At 68.3% G+C, this 23,913-nt stretch carries 22 protein-coding genes; 9 read left to right on the forward strand and 13 right to left on the reverse strand.

Features of this window, described 5'->3' with window-relative positions:
• Positions 1-424: 424 nt before the first annotated feature.
• Together ACIA6C_RS29715 and ACIA6C_RS29720 are read left to right on the forward strand one after the other, a co-directional pair.
• On the forward strand, positions 425-1,714 hold the full coding sequence (locus tag ACIA6C_RS29715; protein WP_399280488.1) for a hypothetical protein: 1,290 nt from the start codon (positions 425-427) through the stop codon (positions 1,712-1,714).
• A 434-nt stretch (positions 1,715-2,148) separates the two neighbouring features.
• On the forward strand, positions 2,149-2,571 hold the full coding sequence (locus ACIA6C_RS29720; protein ID WP_399280490.1) for a hypothetical protein: 423 nt from the start codon (positions 2,149-2,151) through the stop codon (positions 2,569-2,571).
• Positions 2,572-2,993: 422 nt separating this feature from the next.
• Here ACIA6C_RS29720 and ACIA6C_RS29725 read toward each other — a convergent pair whose 3' ends face one another.
• Positions 2,994-3,269 carry a hypothetical protein gene (locus ACIA6C_RS29725; protein WP_399280492.1) on the reverse strand — a complete coding sequence of 92 codons (276 nt, stop codon included), beginning with the start codon at positions 3,267-3,269 and terminating at the stop codon, positions 2,994-2,996.
• 373 nt (positions 3,270-3,642) lie between these two features.
• Between ACIA6C_RS29725 and ACIA6C_RS29730 the strand changes: the two genes are divergently transcribed.
• On the forward strand, positions 3,643-3,825 hold the full coding sequence (locus tag ACIA6C_RS29730; protein WP_399280494.1) for a hypothetical protein: 183 nt from the start codon (positions 3,643-3,645) through the stop codon (positions 3,823-3,825).
• 613 nt (positions 3,826-4,438) lie between these two features.
• On the opposite strand, the gene ACIA6C_RS29735 is transcribed toward ACIA6C_RS29730, so the two are convergent.
• The 6 genes from ACIA6C_RS29735 to ACIA6C_RS29760 form a co-directional block, all read right to left on the reverse strand.
• Positions 4,439-4,720 carry a GlsB/YeaQ/YmgE family stress response membrane protein gene (locus tag ACIA6C_RS29735; protein WP_360897566.1) on the reverse strand — a complete coding sequence of 94 codons (282 nt, stop codon included), beginning with the start codon at positions 4,718-4,720 and terminating at the stop codon, positions 4,439-4,441.
• Positions 4,721-5,003: 283 nt separating this feature from the next.
• A complete protein-coding gene (locus tag ACIA6C_RS29740; RefSeq protein ID WP_399280496.1) occupies positions 5,004-5,462 on the reverse strand; it encodes a hypothetical protein in 459 nt (152 codons plus the stop codon).
• Positions 5,463-5,693: 231 nt separating this feature from the next.
• Complete coding sequence (locus ACIA6C_RS29745) at positions 5,694-5,966, reverse strand: hypothetical protein (RefSeq protein ID WP_399280498.1); 273 nt, start codon at positions 5,964-5,966, stop codon at positions 5,694-5,696.
• 163 nt (positions 5,967-6,129) lie between these two features.
• On the reverse strand, positions 6,130-7,644 hold the full coding sequence (locus tag ACIA6C_RS29750; protein ID WP_399280500.1) for a flotillin family protein: 1,515 nt from the start codon (positions 7,642-7,644) through the stop codon (positions 6,130-6,132).
• Positions 7,645-7,714: 70 nt separating this feature from the next.
• Positions 7,715-8,224 carry a hypothetical protein gene (locus ACIA6C_RS29755; protein ID WP_399280502.1) on the reverse strand — a complete coding sequence of 170 codons (510 nt, stop codon included), beginning with the start codon at positions 8,222-8,224 and terminating at the stop codon, positions 7,715-7,717.
• 1,425 nt (positions 8,225-9,649) lie between these two features.
• A complete protein-coding gene (locus ACIA6C_RS29760; protein ID WP_399280504.1) occupies positions 9,650-9,967 on the reverse strand; it encodes a hypothetical protein in 318 nt (105 codons plus the stop codon).
• 202 nt (positions 9,968-10,169) lie between these two features.
• On the opposite strand from ACIA6C_RS29760, the gene ACIA6C_RS29765 reads away from it, so the two are divergent.
• The 3 genes from ACIA6C_RS29765 to ACIA6C_RS29775 are packed head-to-tail and all read left to right on the forward strand — an operon-like array spanning position 10,170 to position 13,199.
• On the forward strand, positions 10,170-11,450 hold the full coding sequence (locus tag ACIA6C_RS29765) for a cation:proton antiporter (RefSeq protein ID WP_399280506.1): 1,281 nt from the start codon (positions 10,170-10,172) through the stop codon (positions 11,448-11,450).
• Complete coding sequence (locus ACIA6C_RS29770) at positions 11,437-11,904, forward strand: CBS domain-containing protein (protein ID WP_399280508.1); 468 nt, start codon at positions 11,437-11,439, stop codon at positions 11,902-11,904. Before ACIA6C_RS29765 ends, ACIA6C_RS29770 begins: the two co-directional genes overlap by 14 nt.
• Positions 11,901-13,199: an ArsB/NhaD family transporter gene (locus ACIA6C_RS29775; RefSeq protein WP_399280510.1), complete on the forward strand. Its 1,299-nt coding sequence runs from the start codon at positions 11,901-11,903 to the stop codon at positions 13,197-13,199. The genes ACIA6C_RS29770 and ACIA6C_RS29775 overlap by 4 nt, the downstream gene beginning before the upstream one ends.
• Positions 13,200-13,476: 277 nt before the next feature.
• Here the strand turns inward: ACIA6C_RS29775 and ACIA6C_RS29780 are convergent, their stop codons facing one another.
• The 4 genes from ACIA6C_RS29780 to ACIA6C_RS29795 form a co-directional block, all read right to left on the reverse strand.
• Positions 13,477-14,529 carry a PucR family transcriptional regulator gene (locus ACIA6C_RS29780; protein WP_399280512.1) on the reverse strand — a complete coding sequence of 351 codons (1,053 nt, stop codon included), beginning with the start codon at positions 14,527-14,529 and terminating at the stop codon, positions 13,477-13,479.
• A gap of 106 nt (positions 14,530-14,635) precedes the next feature.
• The gene (locus ACIA6C_RS29785; RefSeq protein ID WP_399280514.1) at positions 14,636-15,196 is read right to left on the reverse strand and encodes a DM13 domain-containing protein; all 561 of its coding nucleotides are present in this window, start codon (positions 15,194-15,196) and stop codon (positions 14,636-14,638) included.
• A gap of 101 nt (positions 15,197-15,297) precedes the next feature.
• The gene (locus ACIA6C_RS29790; protein ID WP_399280516.1) at positions 15,298-15,477 is read right to left on the reverse strand and encodes a hypothetical protein; all 180 of its coding nucleotides are present in this window, start codon (positions 15,475-15,477) and stop codon (positions 15,298-15,300) included.
• A 119-nt stretch (positions 15,478-15,596) separates the two neighbouring features.
• Entirely contained in the window at positions 15,597-15,806 is a 210-nt protein-coding gene (locus ACIA6C_RS29795; protein WP_399280518.1) for a hypothetical protein, read from the reverse strand.
• Positions 15,807-16,159: 353 nt separating this feature from the next.
• Between ACIA6C_RS29795 and ACIA6C_RS29800 the strand changes: the two genes are divergently transcribed.
• From ACIA6C_RS29800 to ACIA6C_RS29810, 3 genes are read left to right on the forward strand one after another with little or no spacing between them, the layout of a single operon-like run.
• Positions 16,160-16,591, forward strand: coding sequence for a hypothetical protein (locus ACIA6C_RS29800; protein WP_399280520.1), 432 nt, complete (start codon positions 16,160-16,162; stop codon positions 16,589-16,591).
• 13 nt (positions 16,592-16,604) lie between these two features.
• On the forward strand, positions 16,605-18,881 hold the full coding sequence (locus ACIA6C_RS29805) for a hypothetical protein (protein WP_399280522.1): 2,277 nt from the start codon (positions 16,605-16,607) through the stop codon (positions 18,879-18,881).
• Between the two features lie 20 nt (positions 18,882-18,901).
• On the forward strand, positions 18,902-19,879 hold the full coding sequence (locus tag ACIA6C_RS29810; protein ID WP_399280524.1) for a hypothetical protein: 978 nt from the start codon (positions 18,902-18,904) through the stop codon (positions 19,877-19,879).
• Positions 19,880-20,481: 602 nt separating this feature from the next.
• Here ACIA6C_RS29810 and ACIA6C_RS29815 read toward each other — a convergent pair.
• Together ACIA6C_RS29815 and ACIA6C_RS29820 are read right to left on the reverse strand one after the other, a co-directional pair.
• A complete protein-coding gene (locus ACIA6C_RS29815) occupies positions 20,482-20,946 on the reverse strand; it encodes a lamin tail domain-containing protein (protein WP_399280526.1) in 465 nt (154 codons plus the stop codon).
• A 1,172-nt stretch (positions 20,947-22,118) separates the two neighbouring features.
• A complete protein-coding gene (locus ACIA6C_RS29820; protein ID WP_399280528.1) occupies positions 22,119-23,684 on the reverse strand; it encodes a competence protein CoiA family protein in 1,566 nt (521 codons plus the stop codon).
• Positions 23,685-23,913 lie beyond the last annotated feature (229 nt).

The raw sequence follows: 23,913 nt of genomic DNA on the forward strand, positions 1-23,913 counted from the left end.
GTTGCCCGGCACGTCGTTGAGCGGGGAGGTCAGCGAAGTGGAGGCCCCGGGGCGTCGTGACCCCCGGGGCTTTCGTCTTGCCCACCGGCACCGGACGGCGGTGCAACACGGAGCTGCAACGCGGGCCCCAGACCGGCCTTCGGCCGGTGTTCTTTCAGGTCACAGGTGCAACGTGCTCACATGTTGCAGAGCCGGTGTTGCACGCCCGAGCGTTGCGTGGCAGTCGCCGGTGTCCTGTGACAACGAACCCGGACTGGTTGCCACCGAAGTTGGACCAGCAGCCGTTCGTGACAACGAAGCTAGACCACTGCAGGTCAGACCACAGGACGCGGGCCCAGCAGCCGTAGGGCCCAGCTCCGCCTGTTGACTGGTCAGGACCGCCAACCGCGGACGGGGTGTCAGAGGCTACTGGCATGCTGCGGTCATGCCGTATAGAGACCACCCCTACGAGTTCAAGATCGAAGTTCTTGACGCCTACGAGGCCGCGCCATCCGGCACGAGGAAGGACGTGCTGAAGCGGTACGGCCTCTATGCGCCGACGGTGATCAGGTGGCGAAAGGCGCGGGAGAGCGGAGAGCTTCAACCGCCGACTCCCAGGGAGCCGATCCGTTGTGTCGCGGTCGGTGGACGATGCCCTCGCGAGGCGAATGAATACAGGACCCTCAAACTGTGCCGCCGCCACTACTACCAGATCTGGCGAAACGGGATGGCCGGCTGCTCCCAATGCGGTGCCTACACAGAGCTGCGCCGTCGCGAGTGCGGTACCTGCATCGGGGCAGAATTCAAGAAGTACGGATTCGACTTAGTCGGCACCTACGTAAACACTCATACGCCAGTCGCGGTGAAGTGTCAAGAATGCGAGAAGTCCTTCCCGATTCGGCTAAATAATCTGCGTGAAGCGCAGAAGCACGGCACTCGAGGGTGCTCCAGCTGCCTCAGGCTGACCGACGAGCAGGTGCGTGAGAACCTCTCTCAAGCAGGACTCCGCAAGGTTGGACCGTTCCTTACTACGCACGTGCCGGTCGACTGCATATGCACCCGCTGCAATCAGCCATATCGTGCAAAGGTTGGCCATATCCGCCATCGCCTGCGGCGGGGGCTTCGGGTCTGGGGGTGCCAGCCTTGCGCACTGAAGGCGATCCGGGTGGTCGAGCTCACCGAGCAGGAGGCTCTTGAGGAGTTCTACGAACTCGGTGTGAAGGATGTGAAGGGCTGGGTCAACGCAGGCACGGCGGTCGAAGGGCGCTGCATCCATTGCAACAGGCGCACCACGCCACGACTCACGGTTCTCCGACGGTCCAGCACTGGGGTCGCCTGCGCCTCATGCAACGGCCGAGGATTTTGGAGCATTCCTGCACTGCGCAAGAACAGGAAACTCGCTGAAACACCCGCGTTCATATACATCTACGAGTTCACCGACTTCGACGGAACCTTGTTCCATAAGGTCGGAATCACGCGCGACACCAATGGGTGGAGTAGCCGCCTGGACGAGCACGAGCGCTTTGAAGGTGAGCTTGTTCAACTCTCCAGTGCCACCCGTATCGTGTGCCGCATGGCTGAGCTGCTAATCCTCAGACATGTCGGCCCGAATGCGTACGAGCCCTCGGAGGACAGACTGGCTGCGGGCCATAGCGAGTGCTATCTACCTCAGAGGGCGATCGACCTTGAAGACTGGCTGAGGATCGCTACCGCCAAGCTGGAGGAAGGCGAATAACGTGACCAGCCCCGAGATCGCATATCCCAGGGCAGTGGCCTCCAGCCCGCGCCAGGGGCGGGCCCGCACCACGCCAATCTCGACTGCGCTGGCAGCCAGGAGTGGGCATGGTTCCTGTAAGGCCCGGACGTAGGACCTCACCCGCGTCCGCCGTCAGCAGGCGAAGCTGGGCGCTGCGGCTGCTGGGTCCGCGTCCCGGAGGCTGACCTGCAGCGGTCCAACTTCGCTGGCACGAACGACTGCCGGTCCAGCTTCGATGGCAATCGGTCCGGGTTCGTTGACAGGACAGCCGGTGCCGCGTCACCGCTTCGAGTGGCTTGTTCGTCACCGGCCCCGGGGAGCCTTGCCGGGAAGCACGCACCCCGGCGGTCCCCGTCGGCTATACCGGAGCGGGGCCGACTGCCCTGCCCGCCGTAGGAGGAGCCCACCGCCTCATGACCGACGCCGCGAACACGCCTCCGGCCACCCGCGCCGCCCGTGTGCTCACCACCGTCTTCGTCATCATCGCCGTCGCGTACATGGGCTTATGGGCCTTCATCTCTGTCCCTCAGCTCACGGAGTTCCTCGGCGGCCGGGACATCGACTACCCGGTGTTCCTGGCCATCGCGGCCGTGGCTGGCCCCGCCCTGTTCTGGGCGTACATCGGTCTCGGCTTCGGGCTCACCGTGGTGGGATGGGCGGCCGGTATCGCCCTCACCGGCATCCTCACCAGCCTCACGTACGGGTGGCTTCTCGCCTCCTCCGACGGCCATGGCTTCTCCTACTGGCTGTTCCTCACCGCGATCGTCGCCGTCACCCTCGGCGCCTTCTGCGTCATGCCCTACGCCCTCGTCCGCGGCACCATCAGGAGCCGCTGACCTTCCAGGCCGTCCTGCTGTGCCTCGCCCCACCCGCGCAGGCCACCGCCTAGGACTGCTCTCCGCCCTCTGGCTCCGCCTGCCGGCGAAGTCCTCCAGGGCGCGGCGCTGCTGTTCCTCGCGGGCAATCTGCCGGGCGAGGACGCCGCGGTCGATGTAGGGGTCGACGGCGGCGAGGACCAGGCGCTGGAGTTCGTCCGGCTCCAGCGCTTCCACTCCCACTGGACCGGGTGCTCGATGTCGAAGCCGTAGCGGCGGGCGAAGGCCAGGCCCCCGAACACGGGACAGGCCTCTTCCTCCGGCTATCGCGGAGAAAGAGGTGTCATTTTCCGAAGGGGGCTTGCCCACGGCCCCTGACCTGTACGAATGCAGGATCACCGTGCTCTGCGGCCGCTCGGCAGCCTGATAGTGCGCGGGTGGCGTCAGGAGCGGCCCAGGCAGTACGAGCAGGGACAGTAGGACAGGTAGTACTTCGAGTAGGGGTACAGCTCAGTGCGTATCCCCAGGCCGATGTCATCGAAGCTGTACCAGCGCCCTGCCGCCTTCGACTTGGCATAGGGCAGCCACGCGGGCTCCAGCAGTACCGACCGGTCAGCGACTCCGCTCAGCCCCATCTGCAGGCCGACCGGCTTGCGCCACCGCCGCCACCCCGCGGAGCGCAGGAAATGCTCGTCCCGCCAGAGCAGAACGTGAGACACAGGCCGTTCGTACACCTTCCAGATTTCCTCATAGCCCAGGGCGATGGACATGGACGGGCTCCCCCGTTCGGCGACTGCCGACAACAGAATGACACTCCTACGGCCGCGAGGGCGAGTGGGTGGGAGGAGGTCCCCCGCCCCCCACGATCCTCACGTGCGTTTATCGATTCCTCCACGCCCACTGCCCCACGGCACTACGCCCAACACCCCGCCGGACACCGGGCTCGGCCCGATTCCGCGCGCTCGACTCCCCATGCTCCGACCCACGCAGTAAGCGAACACCGGCATCCGCATCCCCGAAGACACCTTCCGGGGAAATCACGGACGGCATTCTGGCGCCCGGCGGCCGATCGAGGTCAGGCGCTCACGAACCATGCACAGTGCCCGCTCCGCCAAGCCGGTGGCGAAGCCGGATCAGGTGGGAAAGCTCCGCCGCGACTTTGAACCGGTCAAGAAGGAGACCGATACGATGATCATCTCCCTCGCGCACGGCGGCAGCGATGGCATCGACAAGCTGGTCAGGGTCCACAGACATGCGAGAAGTCTTGACTGGTGAACAGCACTTCACACACGCCACCGGAAGCCGGTCCACATCCGCCGGCACCAGATGTCCGGCGGCGAAGCCCGTCCGTCAGCGAGGAGGGCGTCCGTATCGGCCGCGGTGAACAGGCTCTTCACCTGCGGTGTCCGCACCCTGCACACGCCGAAGCAGATACCGCGGTGGCGGGCATCGGCGCACGCAGCCGTTCGAGCTGGCGGCCGCCCATCGCCGTACGGGTGATGAGGGTGATGGCCGCCCCCGCAATCGTGCCACGCACAGACCCAGTACTGCCCATGGCCGGAGTAGGTCACGCCGTGCCGGACCACCCGCACCGACCCGACCGAGGCCAGGCCCCGCACGCCGGCCCGCCAGGACAACTCCAACCGCAGGCCGCCGAGTACTGACGAACACCAGGCGCGGGACCCGGCGCACTTCGCGCCGTCACCCCAGAGCGCCGTGTGAACCAGCCGCAGCGGACAGCCCGGTATACCGATCGGCCTCCCCCACGTCGTCCAAGGGCAGGCCGCCACCCGTACCGGGCTGCGCGCTGCGGTTTCCGCGATGAAAACGAGACGGCTCCGCCCTCGGGGAGGGGGAGCCGTTTGCCGTATGCGGTGGGAGGCGTGGGTCAGGCGTGGCTGTGGTGGTGGCGCTTGTTGCCGGTGACCAGGCGGTAGAGGGCCAGCAGGATGACGGAGCCGATGATGGCGGCGATCCAGGTGGAGAGGTCGAAGAAGCCGTCGATGGAGTCGACGCCGAATATGACCTTGCCGAGCCAGCCGCCGAGAAGGCCGCCCGCGATCCCGATGAGCATGGTGATGATGATGCCGCCCGGGTCCTTGCCCGGCATGATCGCCTTGGCGATGAGGCCCGCGAGCAGCCCTATGAGAATCCAAGCCAGAATGCCCATGACGCGTCTCCTACCTCGATGTATAAAGCTAGTGTCAGCGATCGTCTGCACCGCGCACGCGTTTCCAAACGTCCCCGCTCTTCGGAGCCGCGGCCAAGTCGTGTCCTATCCGCGCTCTGGAACGGCCAGTTCTCCCCACCGGGGGAGCAGGGCCAGCTCGAAGGCGTGCCGGAGCCGGCCGAGCGGGATCCGCAGGGGTTCGCTATCCATGCTCTCGTCGTGTCGACTCAGAGGCCGTGCCGGTGCCGGCTCGGCCTGACAACCCGGGCCCAAGGCCTTTCCCTCACGGCAGATCGTCACGTCCCAGCCATGCCGGCTTCACCGGCACGCCGTCCACGTCGCGCTCCACCGGCAGCACGGGCGGCAACGACGGCGGAGGGAGGGGTTCATGTGTCCTGACCGGCGCCATGGCCGGCGGTTCCTCAGCCGCGGTGGGTTCATCACTGACCCCTACCGCTGGTGCAGGACGGTCGGTGTCGTCCAGGAGTTCGGCAACGGAGAAGCGGGTGGCGTGGGAGTGCCACACGCCGTCGATAACCAGCAGCAATCCATCACCGTCGCGGTAGAGCCGGCGACGCTTGGGTCTCCTGGGGTGCTCCGGCGTATAGGCGCGCGCCCGCCTCTCCAACTCCGCCAGAGCCAGCTCACGCCCACCCTCCACGTGCGTCATCACGTACGCCTGGGTGTATTGGCGCTCCCCCGAGCCGACTGCCGTCTCCAAGATCAGCCCCCACGTCGTCATGGCCGCCTCCTTTCCCTGTCCCATCGAGCAGTGCAGCGGCGCGCGAGCCCGTCGTCACCGCAGACGACCATCTGCCCTGCCTGCTGATGCGGTTGCCGTGCGGCGGTCGAAGTCACGGCCCCAAGGATGCATGGGCATGCGCTCTCCTTTGTCTGCTGGGACGTAAGCGCCGCCCGGGGCGGATTTCATGGCAGGGCCGGACCCTCATGGGCGGGCCTCCTTGGTATCGACTCAGGGGCCCGGTGTGCCGGCTGCCGGCGGCGGAGGCCAGGGCGACGGGGCGGTGCTCAAAGGTGGCGGCCAGGAGGTGTCGGACGACGGCCAGGGCGTGGGAGCCGGCGGTGTGAACGGGCCGGCCCGGTTCGCCATGAAGATCATCATCGTTGCGGCGAAGAGCAGGCTGATGACGATCAAGGCGAGTCCGACCGGGTTGCGCGGGTTGTAGTAGTAGCGGTTCGTTCCCCACTGGCTGCGTTTGAAGACCGGCTCGTCGTCGTCATGCACAGGATGGATCCCAAGGTCGTCGTGAACAGGCGGCGGGGCGCGCGGGCGCCCCGTGACGAGCGCCCGTCGCCCGTGGGTCGCTGTCATCGTGGAGGAACCGGTATGAATGGGTGGCCTTGGGGCCCACCTCCCCCTCTGTGGGTCCCAAGGCCTGCCTGGCGGGCTATCCGTTGATCTCGATCTTCCCGTTGAGGGCGTCGGCCTCGACCGTCTTCGGGCCGGTGAGGCCCTTGAGGAGCTGGGCGAGGTCGACGCCGGTGGTGGATCCGAGGAGTTCCATGCCCTGGGCGACGTTGTCGGCGACGGTGCGGGTGAGCTTGCCGGCGCCGTCGGTGGAGATGACGGTCATCTTGTCGATGGCGGCCAGTGGTTCGGCGGCCTTGGCGACGACCTGCGGGAGCGCCTCGACCATCATCTGGATCATCGCCGCGTCGCCGTAGGTTTCGAAGGCATCGGCCTTCTTCTGCATGGCCTCGGCCTCCGCGGCGCCCTTGGCCGCGATGGCGGCTGCCTCCGCGTCGCCCTCCAGGCGTACGGCCTCGGCGATGGCCGCGCGCCGGGCGCGTTCGGCCTCGCCGCGCTTGGCACCCTCGATGGCCTCCGCCTCGGCCAGCGCGGAACGCCGCTGCTTCTCGCCTTCACCGGTCAGCCGGGCCCGCTCCGCTTCACCCTGGGCGGCGGCGATCGCGGCCAGGCGCTCGGCCTCGGCCTGCTTGACCCGGGCCACGCGCTTGGCCTCGGCCTCTTGTTCCGCCTGGTAGCGGCGGGCGTCGGCGGGCTTGCGGACTTCGGTGTCGAGCTGGCGGTCGGTCAGTGCCGCTTGGCGTTCGGCGACCTTCTCCTGCTCGGTGAGGATCTGCTGCTGGCGGTCGGCTTCCGCGAGGGGGCCTGCCGCGTTGGCCTGGGCGGCGGCCGCGTCGGTCTCCGCCTTGATCCCGGCCTGGCGCAGGTACAGGGTGCGCTGGGCGACGGCGATCTCCTCCTCTGCCTTGAGGCGGGCCTGTTCGGCGGCTTGGCGGGAGTTGGCCTCGGCGATGTCGGCTTCCTGCTTGGCGCGTGCGGCTTCGGGGCGTCCGAGGTCTTCGAGGTAGGAGCCTTCGGTGGTGATGTCCTGGATTTGGAAGGCGTCCAGGACCAGGCCTTGGCCGGACAGGCTGGCCTCGGCCTCCTCGGCGACCTGTCCGGCGAACGCGGCGCGGTCGCGGATGATGTCCTCGACCGACATCCGGCCGACGATGGCGCGCAGGGCTCCGGAGAGCACTTCCTGGGTGAAGCCGACGATGCCGTCCTGTTGCTGGAGGAAGCGCTGGGCGGCGGCGCGGATGGCGTCTTCACTGCCGCCGACCTTGACGATCGCGACGCCTTCGAGGTTGGCCTTGATTCCGCGTAGCGTGACGGCACCCCGGACGGCGATCGGGATGTGGCGGCTGGAGAGGTCGAGGGAGTAGCGCTGCTGGACGAAGGGGACGACGAAGACGCCGCCGCCGACGACGACTTTTTGGCCACTGTTGTCGGTGGATATCTGCCCGGTGTCGGGGTCGGTGGACTTCTTTCCCCGGCGGCCGGTGATGATGAATGCCTCGCTGGGGCCTGCGACCTTGTAGCGGGTGACGACGACCAGGGCGAGCAGGACGAGGAGTACGAGCACTCCCACGACCGCGATGACGACTGAACTCATGGTTGATCCCCCCTGCCCGCTCTCGGTCGAGGGGACAGATCGGTGGTGGATGAGAGAGTGAAAGGGCCGGTCAGTGCTGGACGGCGCGGACGCTGACCGAGGAGGACGACGGCGTCGCCGTCACCCAGACCTCCGCGCCCCGGGCCAGTGGCCTCTCGGCGGTCGCCGCGTACTTGGCCGGTTGGCCACCGTGGCGCAGCAGGACCTCGCCGTAGCCGCCCGCCGGGATGGCGGTGACCACGATCCCGGCGGAGCCGAGGAGTTCGGCGGCGCGCGGGGCGGCCCCGCTGCCGGCGCGGGCGAGGGCGCGGCTGAATCGGTACGTCAGCCAGCCGGCTCCCGCACCGGCCACGGCTCCCGTGGCGGCTGCCGCTCCCGGCCCGAAGCCGGTGGCCCCGAGCACGATCGCCCCCGTGAAACCGAGCATCGAAGTGAAGCCCGCGACCACCGGCAGCGACAGCCATCCGTCGAACAGTCCGTCCAGGGCGCCGTCGAAGACCCCCTCCAGCACCCCGTCGAACACCAGCGAACAGGCCAGCAGGGCGATTCCCCCGATGCCGAGACCCAGAAACAAGTCCATGAGCACCTCCCTGCTTGACACGCGTTCGCGCCGGACAACGGCATCGTGCCGGAGCGGGCGGCTGCCGCACATTGCCTACCTTCGGCAATCTTTACGGGGCTTTAGCGCAGAACCGGCAACTGGGCAGGCCGCCAACGCGCGCACACCACCACGTCGCCTGGACTGGCAGAGGCGGTGTCGGTTGTGGCCCAACCAGCGTCCCGAGTGGCTCCTGACTCCGGGATTCGTCTGCCAGCCTGCCCTTCGCATACCGCATACCGCATACCGCAGACCGCGGCGGCGCTGAAGCTACGGCTCGTGGCAGAGTCCGAAGTGTTCCTGTCGTGACAGGCCATGCGGGCGTCGCACCTCACGTGCCGGGTGCTCCTCAGCGGCGCTGCGAACCGCGGGGACAGCATTCTGGGGGCGACGGACGTCGGGCGAGTTGAGCGGCTCGGATAAGGCAGCCGATGGTTGCCGCACCGAAAGCGGCCCCTGCCGCCGTGCATCCGGTCAAGACAGCGGCGGGCGCGTGCAGCAAGCGGGGGAGAGTGTTGAGGGGCGCGGCGGCGTACAAGCAGAGCATGGCCCAGGCGTACGGGATGGCGACGGGGCGGGCGGGCAGGCCCGGCGGGGCCCAGCCGGCGAGAATGGCCAGGGGGAAGGGAAGGATGAGGAGGGTGGCCGCCCCAAGGGCGATGGCCTGGTAGAGCAGGTTCGGATCCATCGATACCTCTCTGCTGCGTCCGGCAGACACTGCAGCGCTCTCGCTAGGCTCGAGTGGCAATGAACTGTGGTCCACTGCTCGGCCGGTTTTCCATCCTGCTCTTGGTCGCGGTCGGCCTCTGCACTTTGAACCGCGTGTCTGCTGGCCGGACGGCGTGGCGGGGAGGGTACGGGCTCCGCAGCAAACATGGTGTCGGGGCGCGATCTACTGGCCGAGTGTCCGGCCGGTGCCGTCGCACGCAGACCGTACGTCCTCAAAGAGGCGAGCTCGATGCTTGCGGGGCGGGGCGTGCCGACGGCACGGCGATTCCTCCTTGGGGTTTCGCCGTCCGCACCGGTGGTCGAGACCGCGGGAGGGCAGTTGCGGCCGCCTCGGGATCGGAACTGGCCCCGGACGGCCCCGTGCTGATCTGGGTCAACGGCTTGGACCTGGCACACCGGCCAGACCACACGACTGCGTTACGCCGAAGACCGGGGACCGGTGCGGCCATGCTGTCCACCACTGGTCCGCTAATGGCGTCGGGCGGTGGAACCCAGCATGGCCAGACCGGTAATGAGGATGGAAAGACCTATGACCACCAGGGGGACGCCGGGGCCGGGAAGGACGAATAGGGCGGCGCCTGCCAAGGCGGTGGGCGCGCCCACCACTACCAGGCCTACGGCCAGACGGGACTCCGTGAGATTGCGGCGCGTCCATGCCCTGACTCGCTTGTGCACTGATCAGCTCGCTCGGGTGGGGATACGGCGTACGGCGCGCTCGGCGCGGATGAAGAAGACGGCAGAAGCCGCGAGGGAGACGAACCCGAGCAAAGTGCAGGCCGTCACGGTGTCCGCGGATGCGTCCAGCATTCGGGGGACGGCGTTGATCGGCATGAGGGTATAGAGGCAGAGGACTGCCCAGGCGTAGGGGCGGGCAGCCGACCGTCGTCCCCGGAAGCGGCGTGGCGTCCAGCCGGCGAGGATCCCCACGGGGATGGTCGGCACGAGGAGCGTGCCGACCGCGAGGGCAATGGCGTGGTAGGTGGGGTTGCCGTTCATCGGTACCTTCCTGGATCGAACGCCCACGTTAGGCGGCGTTTCGGTGGCATGTGCATGCCGGAGTCCGGCAAGGTTCGGTTCGCTCAACTGCTGTGAGGGAGCCGTCAACGCGGCGTATGGGACGTGTAAAGTCCGCCGTGGTGTGCCGGGAAGCCTGGTCGGCGATAGGGAGAGCTCTCTTCGCGGATCGGGGTCTGACGTCATGGTGCTCGTCGCTGTTTTCGGTGTGGCGCTGCTGGTCGCGGTGCTGCTGTCCGGCCTCGCGGCCAGGACCGTGTTGTCCACCTCGCTGCTGTTCCTGCTGGGCGGGGCGCTGGTCAGTGACGGGTTCGTCGGTCTGATCCACATCACGGCCGACAGTGAGATCGTCTCGGTGACCGCTGATCTGGCCCTGTTCGCGGTGTTGTTCACCGACGGGATGCACGTTTCGTTTCCCAAGCTGCGGGAGAATTGGAAGAACCCGGCCCGCGCGTTGGGGCTGGGTATGCCGCTGGCCATGGCCGGGATGGCGCTGATCACCCACTACCTGGTCGGGCTGGACTGGACGACGTCGTTCCTCGTCGGCGCGGTGCTCGCGCCGACCGATCCGGTGTTCGCCTCCGCGATCGTGGGCCGTAAGGAAGTGCCGGCCAGGCTGCGGCAGCTGCTGAACGTGGAGAGCGGCATCAACGACGGGCTCGCGCTGCCCGTCGTCCTGCTTCTCATCGCCGCGGCCGGCCCCACCTCCGGTCAGACCGATGCCTCCGTTGGGGAGATCGCTCTGGAGCTCGGTCTTGGTCTGGTCTTCGGGGTGGTGCTGCCGCTGGTGGTGGCGGGTCTGGTGCGGCTGCGGCTGCTGGGGGCGGAGCCGAAGCTGCAGCCGTTGCTGCCGCTGGCGACCGGGGTCATTCTGTACGGGCTGTGCCACCTCACCCACGCCAACCCCTACCTTGCCGCGTTCTCCGCCGGCGCCGTCCTGGCCTCCGTCTCGCCCGACGCGAAGTCGGTCTTCGAGCCGCTCGGCGAGATGCTCGCGGAGCTGGCGAAGTTCGCCGCGCTTCTGGTCTTCGGCGCGCTGCTGACCCCGGCCCTGTTCGGTGATCTGTCGGTGGGCGGGTACGTGGCCGTGGTGCTGGCGATCGTCATGATCCGCCCCGCCTCGTTGCTGGTGTCGCTGCTGGGGGCGCGGATCGGGCGGCGGGAGAAGCTGGTCGCCGCCTGGTTCGGCCCGAAGGGCTTCGCGTCCGTCGTCTACGGCCTGCTCGTTCTCCAGGCCGGCATCCCCGAGGGCGAGGAGGCGTACACGCTGATCGCCGTCTGCATCGCCTTCTCGATCATCGCCCACTCCAGCACCGACGTGCCGATCGCCCGCCTCTTCGACGTGGAAGACCTCGCCGGTATCCCCGGCGACGACGATCACGACGCTCCCACCCCGCAGTCGACCGATGACACTCCCACCTCGAACCGTGGACTCGACCAGGAGAAGCCCCATGATCGCCCGTGATCTAGCCGAGCCTTACCCGCACGTGATGACCAACGACGCCGCCGTGGACGCGGTGCGTCTGGTGGCCGAGCAGAACCTGCCCGCCCTGCTGGTCCTGGACGCGGACGGGACCCCGTACGCGGTCGTCCCCGGCTCCCAGCTGGTACGCCAGCTGGTACCCGAATACGTCATGGAGGACCCGCTGCTGGCCGCGGTCATCGACGACCGGCACGCCGACGCCCTCGCCGACGAGCTGGTTGGCAAGACCGTCGCCCAGTGGATCCCGGGGCGTTCCTTCAAGCCGGCGTTCGTCGGCCCCGACGCAGGAATCCTGCAGATCGCGGCGCTCATGGCCCGTACCCACGTACCGCTGGTGGCCGTCATCGACCGCGACAACGAAGGACGCCGGCTTCTCGGGGTGGTCTCGGGCGCTTCTTTGATGCGCCATCTCCTCGATGTGGGAGGGCAGGCGTGAGCGGCTGGCAGAGCTGGGCGGCGGTCGCGGTTTTCGCGGGCGTCTACTTGCTGATCATCACTGAGTGGGTCCACCGTGTTGCCGCCGCGCTGGGGGGCGCGGCGCTGATGCTGGCCCTCGGCGCCACCGACGACCTCTCGGCCTTCTACTCGGACAAGACGGGCATCGACTGGAACGTCATCTTCCTGCTGCTCGGCATGATGATGATCGTCGGAGTCCTCAAGCGGACCGGTCTCTTCGAGTTCCTGGCGATCTGGTCGGTGAAGAAGGCCAAGGCCAGACCGTTCCGGGTGATGGCCATGCTGATCGTCATCACGGCCGTGGCCTCGGCTCTGCTGGACAACGTCACCACCGTGCTGCTCGTCGCCCCGGTGACGCTCCTGGTCTGCGACCGCATGAAGCTGTCACCGGTGCCGTTCCTGCTCGCCGAGGTGTTCGCCTCCAACATCGGCGGCACTGCCACCCTCGTCGGCGACCCGCCCAACATCATCATCGCCAGCCGGGCCGGTCTCACCTTCAACGATTTCCTCGTCCACCTCGCCCCCCTCGCCGCGGTCCTGACCGTCGTGCTGGTCGGGTTGTGCCGGGTGATGTTCGCAAAGCACTTCGTGTACGACGAGAAGCGCGCCGCGGAAATCATGGAGCTGCGCGAACGCGAGGCCATTAAGGAGCCCCGCCTGCTGATCCAGGGCCTGAGCGTCCTCGCGCTGGTCGTCGCCGGATTCGTCCTGCACCCCGTCCTGCACTACGCGCCCAGCGTCGTCGCCCTCCTCGGCGCCGGCCTGCTGATCGCGATCTCCAAAGTCGAGACCGGCGAGGTGCTCGGGGAGGTCGAGTGGCCCACCCTGGCGTTCTTCGCGGGCCTGTTCGTCATGGTGGGCGCCCTCATCGAGATGGGCGTCATCGGCGAACTCGCAAGCTCCCTCTCAGAGGTCATCGGCGGAGCGGAACTGGGCGGCTCCATGCTGCTGCTGGGCGGCTCCGCCGTGTTGTCGGCGATCGTCGATAACATCCCCTACGTCGCGACCATGGCCCCCATCACCAGCGAGCTCGTCACCGATATGGGCGGCGACCGCGATCACGTCATGTGGTGGGCCCTCGCCCTCGGTGCCGACCTCGGCGGCAACGCCACCGCCATCGGCGCCTCCGCCAACGTCGTCGTCCTCGGCATCGCCGAACGCAACCGCCACCCCATCACCTTCTGGCAGTTCACCAAATACGGACTCGTCGTCACCACCGTCACCATCGTCATCTCCGCCCTCTACCTGTGGCTGCGCTACTTCGCCCTGGCATAAGAACCGGCCGGCCCCTCCCCTCTGGGGGAGGGGAGAACGGAACCCTTGCATGAACCGCAGCCGACGAGCAGAAGCCGCCTCCCTTGCCCTGTGGTGGGGGGCGCTCACCGTTCTCTTGTGGGGCGGAGGAAAGCTCCGCGACGCACCTGCCCCGCTGGTCGCGTGTGCGGCAAGCGCCGCCCGTTTGATCAGCCTCGGCGAAGTAGCCCACTGGTTGCGCTGCCGCATCCGGGAGCACTGGGCGGCCCGCAGGAACCGCACGCGCTGACGCGCGGGCTTACGCCTCGGTGTCGGGCCAGTCGAGCAGGCGGGCGCCGATCACCGCGGTCTGCAGGGTGTAGCGGTTGACCGGGTCGGCCGGGTCGGCGCCGGTCAGGCTGTGGATCCGCTCCAGCCGGTAGGTCAGCGCCCGTACGCTCAGCGACAGCCGGCGCGCGGCCTCGGTCGCCACGCAGCCGCTGTCGAAGTAGGCGGTGAGGGTGTCGATGAAGGTCTGTGCGCCGCCGCGCCCGTTGCGAAGCGGGCCCAGCACGTTTTCCACCAGGTCGGCCATCGCCTGCCGGTCCCTGGTCAGGACCGGGTAGACCAGCAGATCCGCCGCGTGCAGGACCGGCCCGTCCAAGCCCATCCGCTCGGCCAGATCGAGGGCGTTGAGCGCCTCCTCGTAGGAGTGCACCACGCCGCCGGCGCCGGGATGGGAGCGGCCTATGGCCACCTTGCCGCCGTCGGTTGCGGCATAGGCCTGCTTGGCGAAGAACGCCAGAACGTCCGGCTGGTCCCCGGGGGCCACACAGATCAGCCGCCCGTCCTTGGTGGTGAGCAGGATCTGCCGGCCTGCGAACCGGGTCAGCACCGCCGATTCGATGCCACGGGCCACCGGGTAGCCGTCGCCGTACGGCTCAGATCCGCTCGCCACAGCCACCGCGTGGGCCTGGGAGAGGCGCAGCCCGAACCTTTCGGCGCGCTCCGCCAGCCTTCCGAGATCGCTGCGCCCGTAGAGGAGGTCGTCGATGAACTCCCGACGTGCGGCTTCCTCCTGACGCACGGCCTGGTGCTGGGCGCGCTCGTACCCCTCGACGAAGGCGTCCACCGCCTGCTCGACCACTGCCAGCAGCGGCCTGGAAGCCGGCGCCGGCTCCACCGTCCGGGCAGCGGCCAAGTGGTCCCGTATCAGCGCCCGCAGCGGCCATCCCGCTTCCGCCGCCCGCTCGCCGTCGGCCCGACGGGCCTCCAACTCGGCACGGGTGAGACGGCGTCCTGTGGCACACGCGTCGCGCAGAATCCCGGCGTACCCCGCCAGATGACTCTCCGGTGTCTCCCGGTCCGCCACATCTTCCCCCGATACCGATACACATGGTCATTCACGCGTCTTTGACGCGACGACCAGGGTTACACGGGCACAAGGGTGACCACGGCCACGGCCGGCCCGGCGAGGGTCACACTGCCTGGAGAGCCGCCGCTCCGAAGGACACGTTGAAGCGGTCGCACCAGATGGTGACGCTGGTGTAGTCGGCGAGGTTCACCTCGGCCGGGATCTCGTAGTTCTGGTCGCCCTTATTGCCCTTGAGCTTGCCGAGGCTGACGTACTTGCCGTCGTCGAAGACGCCCCAGCCCGCCGTGCCCTGCTTCACGGGGGCATCGGTGAGCCATACTCGAAGGTCCGGGCCATTACTGGTCTCGAGGTGCTCCAGCCGGAGCGTACGCGAGCCATCGGGGAGCCGGATCAGCTTCACCGTGCCAGTGGTGGCGTGCTCGTGGCTGATCAGCAATCCCTGGGCAAGTACCTGCGGTCCGCCAGGAGCGGAAGGTGTTGCGGTGGCGGCAGCCGTGGGCGACGAGATGAGACCCGGGGCAGTGGCGGTCGGCAGCGCGTCGTTGACCGTGGCGTCCTGCCAGAGCTTCCACGGCTGGAACCAATACAGCCCGGCGGCCAAGGCCACCAGGGCCGTGACCAGCCCGCCGACGACCAGCCCTGTGCGCCGCTTCCCGTCCTGCACTACCGCTCCCTCACCGTCACACAAAGGTCTTGTCGCCCGTAATTCAACGAGGTGGGCGCAGAGGTCGGCCAGGCCTGGCGGATGACGGTTCCCTTACGGCCTCAGCGCCACCGGGCGGCAGTCCACACCGCGGCGGCGGTGGCCAGAGCCAGCGCGCCAAGGGCCAGCAACGGCAGGGCGGTGCTGGCCGGCAGCAGGTACCTCACCGCGCCGGCCGCCGTCATGACGACGCCGAAGGCGAAAAGAGGGGACGCGGGACCGGACCGGGAAGGTCGACGCATGGAAGGGGCTCCTGGCAGGGAGGGTGATGGCCCCAGGCTCTCACGGCAGCGGAGTGCGGTACAGGTCCCACCCCTGCACGGCCCGCGCTCTTTACCGCCGACGGTTACCGCTCCCGGAATCAGGCCCCGGGTGTACGGGCATGCCCGCGCCCGAGCAGTTCCGCCAGACCCCGCCGGGTAGCGGCCAGGACAACACGGTCCTCGGGGCGCAGGACGTAGCCGGGGTGCAGCCGCCACACCAGTCCGGGCTGCTGCCCGTTGCCGTCCGCGAGGGAGCTCGCGAGGTCCGGTCGCCGGTCCTGGGGAGCTGCGGCGTCCAAGGCGATCACTCGCCATGCCCCCGGCCGGCAGGACTCGGCGATGCTGCGGCCCTCCAGCTGCGGGTGGCCGCAGCAGAGTGTCGTCCACCGGCAGCGAATGGCGGGTAAAGACTGCCGGTCGACGGCAGTGCGCTGCGGCGAAGCGGCGGAGAGGATCAAGGAACGCCTGCGCCGAGGAGAGCTGTGCCGTGCGTGCCCGGTACCGGGGGTCACTCGCCGCGCGGCAGCGCTGGACGTGGCGGGCATTGACCGGCGTCCACCCGTAGCTCCCCGGACAATCGTGGGCCTGTGGTCTGTCCGCGAGCAGGGGCCGTTTGGCGGTCTGCAGGCAACAGCGCTGTTTGAGTTGAACGGGGGCGGTCGTGTCGGGAGACTTCACGCGGGAGTGGGGCAGCGAGAAGGCCAGGGCCGCCGACCATGCAGCGATGCGGCTCAACGGCGTTCCGGCAGCCGACGGCAGTGGCGGCGGGGGGACTTTCGCGTCGACGCCGGCGCAGAAGAGGTCTGCCGCGAACACCATCGAGACCGAGCTGGAGCCGAACACCAAAAAGGCCACGGACCATGCGGACGAGAGCACCAACACCGCAGTCAAGGGCTTCGAGGGCTGGGACGCGGCCGTGGGCCTGAAGAAGGTTGCGGACACGTGGGACCAGCAGGTGAAGGTCCTGATGGGCCGGCTCGGCTCTGAGAAAGGCTCCTTGCGCGGCGCTTCGGGCCTGTTCGTACGGAACGACCTCGGCACGGGGGACGACTTCCGCCCCCTGGGCACTCGGTCGAAGCTCAACGGTCTGTAAGGGGGAGCAGTACATGTTGACGTACCACGAAGTGATGTCGACCGACCTGGGTCTGCTGACGACGGCAGCGGGCAAGTGGGACGAGATGGCGGGCGAGCTGAAGAAAGTCGAGACCCGTTACGGCGACAGTGTCCAGAAGATCACCGTCGGGCCCGACTGGAGCGGCGTCAGCGTAGGCGTGGCCCATTCGAACTTTGCCGCCACCCGGTACGAGTACTCCGCAGCCCAGATCCAGGCCAAGGCGGTCGCGAGTCTGCTGCGCGATGCCCATACCCAGTTCACCGACCTGAGGAAGCGCGTCGAGTCCGCGCGTGACGACGCGATCAAGGCGGGGATGACCGTCTCGGAGCAAGGCACGGTCGCGTTCGACTACGCCAAGCTGACACCCGCCGAGCGCAGCGCCTACCACCACGACCCCGACGGCCAGACCACCATCCGTGACGCGGTCAACAAGTGGCAGCAGCACATCAACGACCAGGTCAAAGCCGTTTCCGACGCCGACCAGGGCGTCAAGATCGCTCTTGAGGCGGTCGTGGTGGACAGCAACAAGGACGCCTTCGGCAAGGGCAACGACGAAACCCTGGGCGGCTTCAACGCCGACGCACAGGGTGATATCGAGGTCTACGAGGCCCGCAATGCCGAGGACATCGCCACCCGCATCAACAGCGGCGACAAGGTGTCGGCAGCCGACTACGCCGAGCTGGACCGCTCCTTCCGCGACAACGCCAAGAGCACCGAGTTCAACCAGACCTTCCTCAACGGAATGGGCGCGCAGAACACCCTCAAGTTCACCAACCGGCTCAATGATCTTGCCTACCAGGACGACAAGAAGGGAAAGCAGACCTACCTGAACCTGGAGAAGGGTCTCGCCAACTCCCTGTCCAACGCGATGCAGGACCCGAAGTCGAAGTTCTACAAGGACTTCCGGGACCAGCTGAGGAAGGCAGGCGTCGAAAAGTTCGACCTCAAGGAAGCCGCCGAGGGCCCCAACACCATCAGCCGCGGACACGGGCAGCAGGTCCGCGGCTATCAGAGCCTGATCACTCTCATGCAGAACGGCGACGGCTATTCGGCGCCCTTCCTGCACGACCTCGCTGACGACATCCGCACGGCGGAGGACAAGAAGCGCGGAGGCGACCCGAACATCTGGGACCTGCAGGGCGATTTCAGCGGCGAGAACGGGGGATGGTTCGCCAACGACCCGCTCGACGGCCTGCTCGGCATCATGTCCAAGGACCCGGCCGCTGCCACCTCCTACCTCGACCCGGGTACGGACCACAAGAACGACAACCTCGAGTACCTGCTCAAGGAGCGCGACTGGAAGTTCGATGACACTCCCGTCTGGCACGGGAACATCGAGACGCACAGCGACATCGAGAGCGAGGGCAAGGACGCCCGCACCGGTCTGGGACTCCTTCTCGAATCCGGCACGACCGGCCACACGCCGCTCGGCCCGAACCAGGACCCCTGGCCGGCGACCCCTCACACCGAGGGACAGGCGCGCATCATGCACGACGTGATCGGCGGGCTCGGGCCCGACCAGAGCGTGCACGAGAACATGCGCGAGCCCCTGGCCCGCGCCCTGGCCACGTACACCGCCGACACCCACGAGATCCTGGGGGGCCTGGACTCCAAGTACATCTCCGCTGCCGGGACCGGGTACTTCCACGACGGCGACAAGACCCACATGGCGGTCAGCCAGAAGGACCTCGTGCAGTTCATGCGAGGCCTCTCGGAGGACCCAGAAGCCTACGGAACGCTCCACAAGGCGGAGTCCCGCTACATCGACCTCTCCCTTGAACAGATCCCCAAGGGGGCACAGGGACCGGATGTCACCAACCCGATCAACAAGGCGGGCACGGCACTGGGCGTCATGAGTTCCATCCGCGAAGACGTGATCAACGACGGCCGGATGGCCGGGTACAGCGAGGCCGACTGGAAGTCGAAGCTCGCCTATCACGTCATCGGCGGCGCGGTCACCCCCATGTACTTCACCACGGCCGGCGGTGTCTCCATCGCCTTCGGCGACTCCATCCAGCGCGGCGTCGACACCTGGGCCTGGGAGTGGGGCAACCGGATGAAGGGCGAGATCGACGCCAAGGTCAACCCCCAGATCGCGGACGAGTACCTTGAGGTCAACAACCAATTGCCGATCATGATCCGTGAGTGGGCCAAGGACAGGCCGGACATCCCAGAGAGCTTCGTTCAGGACTACAGCCGCGACGTCCTCGAAGGACGCACCCGCGGAACTGAAACAGCTCACAAGTATCTGACCGACACGACCAACTGATCGGGCAGTAAGAAGGCGAAATGGGGACGTCGATGACGGGCAGCAGGGGACGCCGAGCCGTTCCGGTGAGAGCCTGGGCCGGGGCGGTAGTGTGCCTGGCCCTGCTCGGCACATTCGGGGCTTGGTTCCTCCTCAGGCGCGAGACGCCCCCACCCTGCAACGGCCTGGCCGAAAACGCGAGCGTACAGAAATCGGTAGGGGCTGCCGTTCACCCCGGCATCAGCTGCGCGGCACTCGGCGAGGCGATCGTAAAGGCGACCGCGGGCAGCCAACCAGGGCGTCACACCCAGGCGCAGGCTCAGGCGATGAAGGACGTCGTCTTTGCGCTCGGCTGGGGGCAGTCGCAGAAGATCCAACTCGACCCCGCATTGAGGGTGCCCCTTGCCACCGCCCTGGCCGACTACGCCCCCGACGTACATGAGATGCTCGCCGGTTTCGACAACGAGTACATAGTGAACGCGGGCGACAACAAGCCGCCATGGGAAGCCGAGGGTACCTACCACCTGTCGGTCTGGAACAGCGTGCTCACAAAAACCTTGCGCGCGGTGGCGGTGGACCCCCGGGCATACGCCCTGCTGCGGATGGCAGAAACCCACACCGCAGCTGGGCGGCTCGCGGCCGTCCCTGCGGACGCAACCGGCGTGGACCTCTCGTTGCAGCCGACGAAGAACGCCCGCGCTCTTGGCATCCTGGACGGCCTTTCCGACACGTACACCCGTGATGGAGCGTGGCGGACCGCCGTCCGCGACCGCTTGCTGCGCGAGCCAGCCGCCCAGGACACCTACCAGGAGGACCCCGCCGCCTACCTCACCGCGACATGGCTCCAAGGCCTCAGGAACACGCCGGAGGCGGAACTGGCCAACCGCCTCCGCGCCCAAGGAGTCGACATCGCCCGCGCATGGACCCAGGCACGAAATACTGACGAGTCCACTCGGCAGGCCCTGATCGCCGAAGTGGACCAGAGCGCGCAGAGTGCCTACCGCGAGGCCAAGTCATAACCCAACTGCCTGGCGCGGCAGACCCGCCAGCAGGGGCGGACATCGTCGAAGCGGCATCAGTTGCGGTCCTCATCGCGTGGGGGAGCGAGCCGCAGCGACTGTAGGCGCGTTGGCCGGCCTCGATATCCGCTGCCGACTGCGCGCGGCGGCATCATCTGCTGCCTGTTCCCGGTCGGCACTATGGGCGCGCCCTCGGCGAGCTGGCCGATCCGTTCCTGGCCCTTCTGGCCCACGCCGCGGCCGTGATGAACGCGGCCTACTTGCGGCACGGAGCCAGGCAACTGCGGGGAGGGATCGTTACCTCCCGGCTGGTGAATCGTTCCTCCAGGTGTCGCGATGGAATACACACCGCTCCCCCGCGGTAGGCGACACCGGCCCGAGCAGTCACTCTTCCCCCCTGACTCCCGGGGCCTCACCCTCTCGTCCCCCACCGTCGACCCTGTGACGGCCAAGGCCCGACCCCACGGGCGTACCCCTGGCTCCCGGCCAGCCCCGGAGCCTGTACTGCCCTGCTCCGTTACCCGGGCCGGCCGGCTCGCCCTGTGGAGTGTGGTGCGGGCGGTCGCCCGCCGTCCAGGCGGCCGCCCGCACCCTGACACCGGTCAGTGGTGGCGACGGCCCCACGACTCGGTGTCGACCGTGCGGCCGCGGTCATCGCGCAGCGTGGCGGTGTCGGCGTGGTTGTCCCAGATGTAGTCGCGGCGGTTTTGGTACAGGTCGGTTCGGGTGTTGTGGCCGGTGCCGGTGTGGATGCGGATGGTGGCGCGGCCGTTGATGCGGATGTTGTCGAAGCGGTAGCGGTTGCCGTCCTCGTCGCGCAGGGTCCAGCCGCGGAGGTTGACGGCGTCGCGGGTGGTGTTGGTGATCTCCACCCACTCGGCGTTGAGGGAGCGGTTGGAGTGGTCGTCGCGTCCGGGGCTGTCGGCCTGGACCCGGCTGATCTCCACCCGCGGATGCCGGCCGTGGTCACGGTCCTGTGCCGTGGCCGGCAGCGCGGCCGCGCCCACCACCGCTCCGGCGGCCAGGACGGTCGCGGCGATACGACGAACGGAAGAAGCAGAAGACATGGGTGACGCTCCCTCAACAACAGTGCCCCACCTGCCGAAGCAGGTGACGGCAACCGGTGCGGAATTCCCGGCCCGGAGTGAGCCGAGGGCCACACTCTCGACCCCCTGCCCGCCTCGTCGCAGCACGCTGTGAGGGCGGTTACCGGACACAGACATTTCCGTCACACACGCCTGTACACCCCACACACGTCCGCCCGGCGTGGCCCTGACATGCGCCGCCCCCACGCTCACCCGCCCCACAAACGGCACCCATAGACAACGCGCTCCGGCGCACCACCAGGCGCACTCCTCCCCCGCCTCACCCACCCGGAGTAGTTGATCAAGTAACAACCGTTCTGCGCAGTTCTTCGCACGCACACCCATAGCCCGCATGCCACTTCGACCACGGAACCGCTGCACCCCTCAGCGGCAGGCCGACCCGGCCCACGTTCAGGCACAGCTGCTCCCCCGCATGCACGCGGGCTGCACTCACGAGAAAGGCGCCCTAGCCGCCGGTGTTCGCCGACCCGCCGCAACGCCTTGGCGCGGCACACCGGACGGGGACCGCCGCAAGCAAGCTGTGTCGTCGACCTCGACGCCCCGGGCATGTCCGGTGCCGAGGGGCAGGTCTCCTCGTGTGATACGCCGCAGTTCCTCGAAGCCTTGGCCGCCTACGGGTATGGGACGACCATCGTGACCTCCGGGCATCAGACGCCTTCGCAGGACAAGTCCCCGCTCCAAGTCGACATAACCCATCCCACGTTCAGATGCATCAGGGAATCGCCCGAGGTCAGCGGGTCGAACGAGCCACCGCCGCCGTCACAACCCGGCACGGACACAGCGAAGCGGGGCCGCCACCAACCGGTGACGACCCCGCTCGGCCCGGGTGCCGTCGCGCTTCCGGTCCACTCCCAAGGGCGCTCAAGGGGTGAGGGCGGGGTCGTCTCGTCCCGGAGTGGAGTGGAGGCGCCTCGTGTTGATCGTGAAGTTCTGCGGCGGCCCGTTGGGCGGTCGCGTGATGGTCACGACCCCGGAGCTGCGGGCCGGAGGGTGGATGAACGTGGGCGAGCAGGGGTGGGCGTGTACGGCAGCTTCCACCATGACCCCGTGACAAGGGTCGTCCTTGCGGGGTTCGTGGAGCGGGGGCTCCAGAGCGGGCGCTGACTGACGTACCGGGGTGGGCCCCGGGTCGGCTACCACCCCGCGGGGCTGGCTGGGATTCTGCGCCAGGGGCCGTCGTACCGGCCGCCGCATAGCTCGCATCGGGCGATCAGGAATGCCGACGCGGGGGTGGTCTCCTCGCATGGCTCGACTGCCTCGGGTCCCTCGGGGAACACGGCGTGCGGGCGCGGAGTCGGGCAGATGCAGGGGGCGGCCGTGCGGGTGCTGTCGGTCGGCTGCTGCGGGATCGACACGTGCAGCGGGGTCGACACCGGCACGGTGACCTCGGCCGGGGCCGACGGGTTGAAATCCAGGGTGAGCGTCACGTATTGGTCCGCGACGTCCCATGGCGGCGGCGGGGCCTGCGCCAGGAACCGGGTACGTAATTCCCAGGTGGTGAACACCAGCACGCACGCGGCCAGGACCCGGGAGCCGGCCCGGGCGGGATCGGGGTCGATGACCGCGACCGGGTGGGCCGCCTCGCCCATCAGTGGGACACCGCCCGCGTAGCGGTCATCGCCGAGGGTTCGTCCGACATAATCCGCGTGGAACCCTCTCGTCTGGAGTGCGTCGCTCGCCCATCCCGCGGTGTCCTCGCCCGCCTCGCCGAGGTGGGGCAGCGGCATGCCCGCGGCCCGGTGCTTGCGCTCGACGACGGCGAGGACGCGGCGGACCATGCGTCGGGTGATCTGTTGGAGCCGCAGGCGGCGTTCCTCCGCGTCGGTCAGTCGCCACGACGGGCCGGCCGCTTCCTCCTCCTCGTAGAGGCGCGACTCCAGCAGGCAGTCCTCTTGACGTTGTCGGGAGTCGAGGAGGCGGAGGTCCTCCTCCTCGCGGCGGCGCTCTGCCTCGGCCCGTGCTCGCGCCGACTCCACCGTTTCCTGGTAGTCGGCCTCCGCGCGCAGGCACCGCTCATCGACCCACAGCACGTCGAGGACGAGGCCCTCGGTCCGACGCTCCGGGCTGTAAGCCACCATCTGACGGTCGAAGACCCGCCGGAGGAACTCGGTCAGCGTCATCCGGTCGGCCTTGACCCACTGTCCGTCGTCGAAGCGGGCCAGGCCCTCCACCACGACGGCCGTTTTCGCGACCTCGCCCACGCGCACTGAGGGCACCACGCCGAGCCAGGGTGCCCGCCGGTAGCAGAACCACACCGAGGGCACCCCGTCCCCGAGCATCCGGTCCGAGCGGCCCCGGATGTCGTCGGGCGTGATCTTGGACAACTGTGCTTCCAGGGCGATGCGCCACCGGCCGCCCGGATCGCTCGCCAGGACGTCCGCCCGCCACGCGCCGTCCGGGCCCTCCACCTCCTCGGCCGCGTCCGCGCCCGCCTCCTGCGCCGACGTCAGCAGGCACCACTTCAGGTACAGGTGATCGGGCGACTCGCCCCCCGCCTGGCAGTCGTCCGGTGCCCCGGGCTGGTGCGCGAAGTGCGGCACCTGAAGGGGTGAGAGCCGGGCGTTCATCGGCCAGCCGCAGTCCTCGCACGTGAGCCGTGACGGCTTCACCCGGTAGACGTCGTCCCACGACCGGCCGCATCCCAGATCGGACAGGTACGACTGTATTCGTCCCCACTCGGCATGTTCGGCACAGAACATGGTGCCTGCCCCCTCAAGTCCGGTGTCACCCGCAGCGTTCCGTGTGACTCGACCCGCGCGCAGCTTTACCCCTCCTGCTCCGATTTCAGTCCGGGCTCAGGTAGGGCGGTAGGGGTGGGGGGGACATCAGCACGTTTCACCAGCGTGGCGTACCGCCCGATCCGGCGGGCAACACCCCGGGACGGTGACGCTCAGCGGCCGAACGCGCAGGAGACCGCCGGCGCCCAGG

The organism is Streptomyces sp. NPDC051578 (genome assembly GCF_044454045.1).
Taxonomy (GTDB): domain Bacteria; phylum Actinomycetota; class Actinomycetes; order Streptomycetales; family Streptomycetaceae; genus Streptomyces.

Excerpts from the sequence above, each read along its gene's own strand:
- ACIA6C_RS29815 (WP_399280526.1), bottom strand. The coding sequence starts at position 20,946 with ATGTCTTCTGCTTCTTCCGTTCGTCGTATCGCCGCGACCGTCCTGGCC.
- ACIA6C_RS29715 (WP_399280488.1), top strand. The coding sequence starts at position 425 with ATGCCGTATAGAGACCACCCCTACGAGTTCAAGATCGAAGTTCTTGAC.
- ACIA6C_RS29765 (WP_399280506.1), top strand. The coding sequence starts at position 10,170 with ATGGTGCTCGTCGCTGTTTTCGGTGTGGCGCTGCTGGTCGCGGTGCTG.
- ACIA6C_RS29820 (WP_399280528.1), bottom strand. The coding sequence starts at position 23,684 with ATGTTCTGTGCCGAACATGCCGAGTGGGGACGAATACAGTCGTACCTG.
- ACIA6C_RS29750 (WP_399280500.1), bottom strand. The coding sequence starts at position 7,644 with ATGAGTTCAGTCGTCATCGCGGTCGTGGGAGTGCTCGTACTCCTCGTC.
- ACIA6C_RS29735 (WP_360897566.1), bottom strand. The coding sequence starts at position 4,720 with ATGGGCATTCTGGCTTGGATTCTCATAGGGCTGCTCGCGGGCCTCATC.
- ACIA6C_RS29730 (WP_399280494.1), top strand. The coding sequence starts at position 3,643 with ATGCACAGTGCCCGCTCCGCCAAGCCGGTGGCGAAGCCGGATCAGGTG.
- ACIA6C_RS29740 (WP_399280496.1), bottom strand. The coding sequence starts at position 5,462 with ATGACGACGTGGGGGCTGATCTTGGAGACGGCAGTCGGCTCGGGGGAG.
- ACIA6C_RS29770 (WP_399280508.1), top strand. The coding sequence starts at position 11,437 with ATGATCGCCCGTGATCTAGCCGAGCCTTACCCGCACGTGATGACCAAC.
- ACIA6C_RS29805 (WP_399280522.1), top strand. The coding sequence starts at position 16,605 with ATGTTGACGTACCACGAAGTGATGTCGACCGACCTGGGTCTGCTGACG.
- ACIA6C_RS29755 (WP_399280502.1), bottom strand. The coding sequence starts at position 8,224 with ATGGACTTGTTTCTGGGTCTCGGCATCGGGGGAATCGCCCTGCTGGCC.
- ACIA6C_RS29720 (WP_399280490.1), top strand. The coding sequence starts at position 2,149 with ATGACCGACGCCGCGAACACGCCTCCGGCCACCCGCGCCGCCCGTGTG.
- ACIA6C_RS29810 (WP_399280524.1), top strand. The coding sequence starts at position 18,902 with ATGGGGACGTCGATGACGGGCAGCAGGGGACGCCGAGCCGTTCCGGTG.
- ACIA6C_RS29790 (WP_399280516.1), bottom strand. The coding sequence starts at position 15,477 with ATGCGTCGACCTTCCCGGTCCGGTCCCGCGTCCCCTCTTTTCGCCTTC.
- ACIA6C_RS29760 (WP_399280504.1), bottom strand. The coding sequence starts at position 9,967 with ATGAACGGCAACCCCACCTACCACGCCATTGCCCTCGCGGTCGGCACG.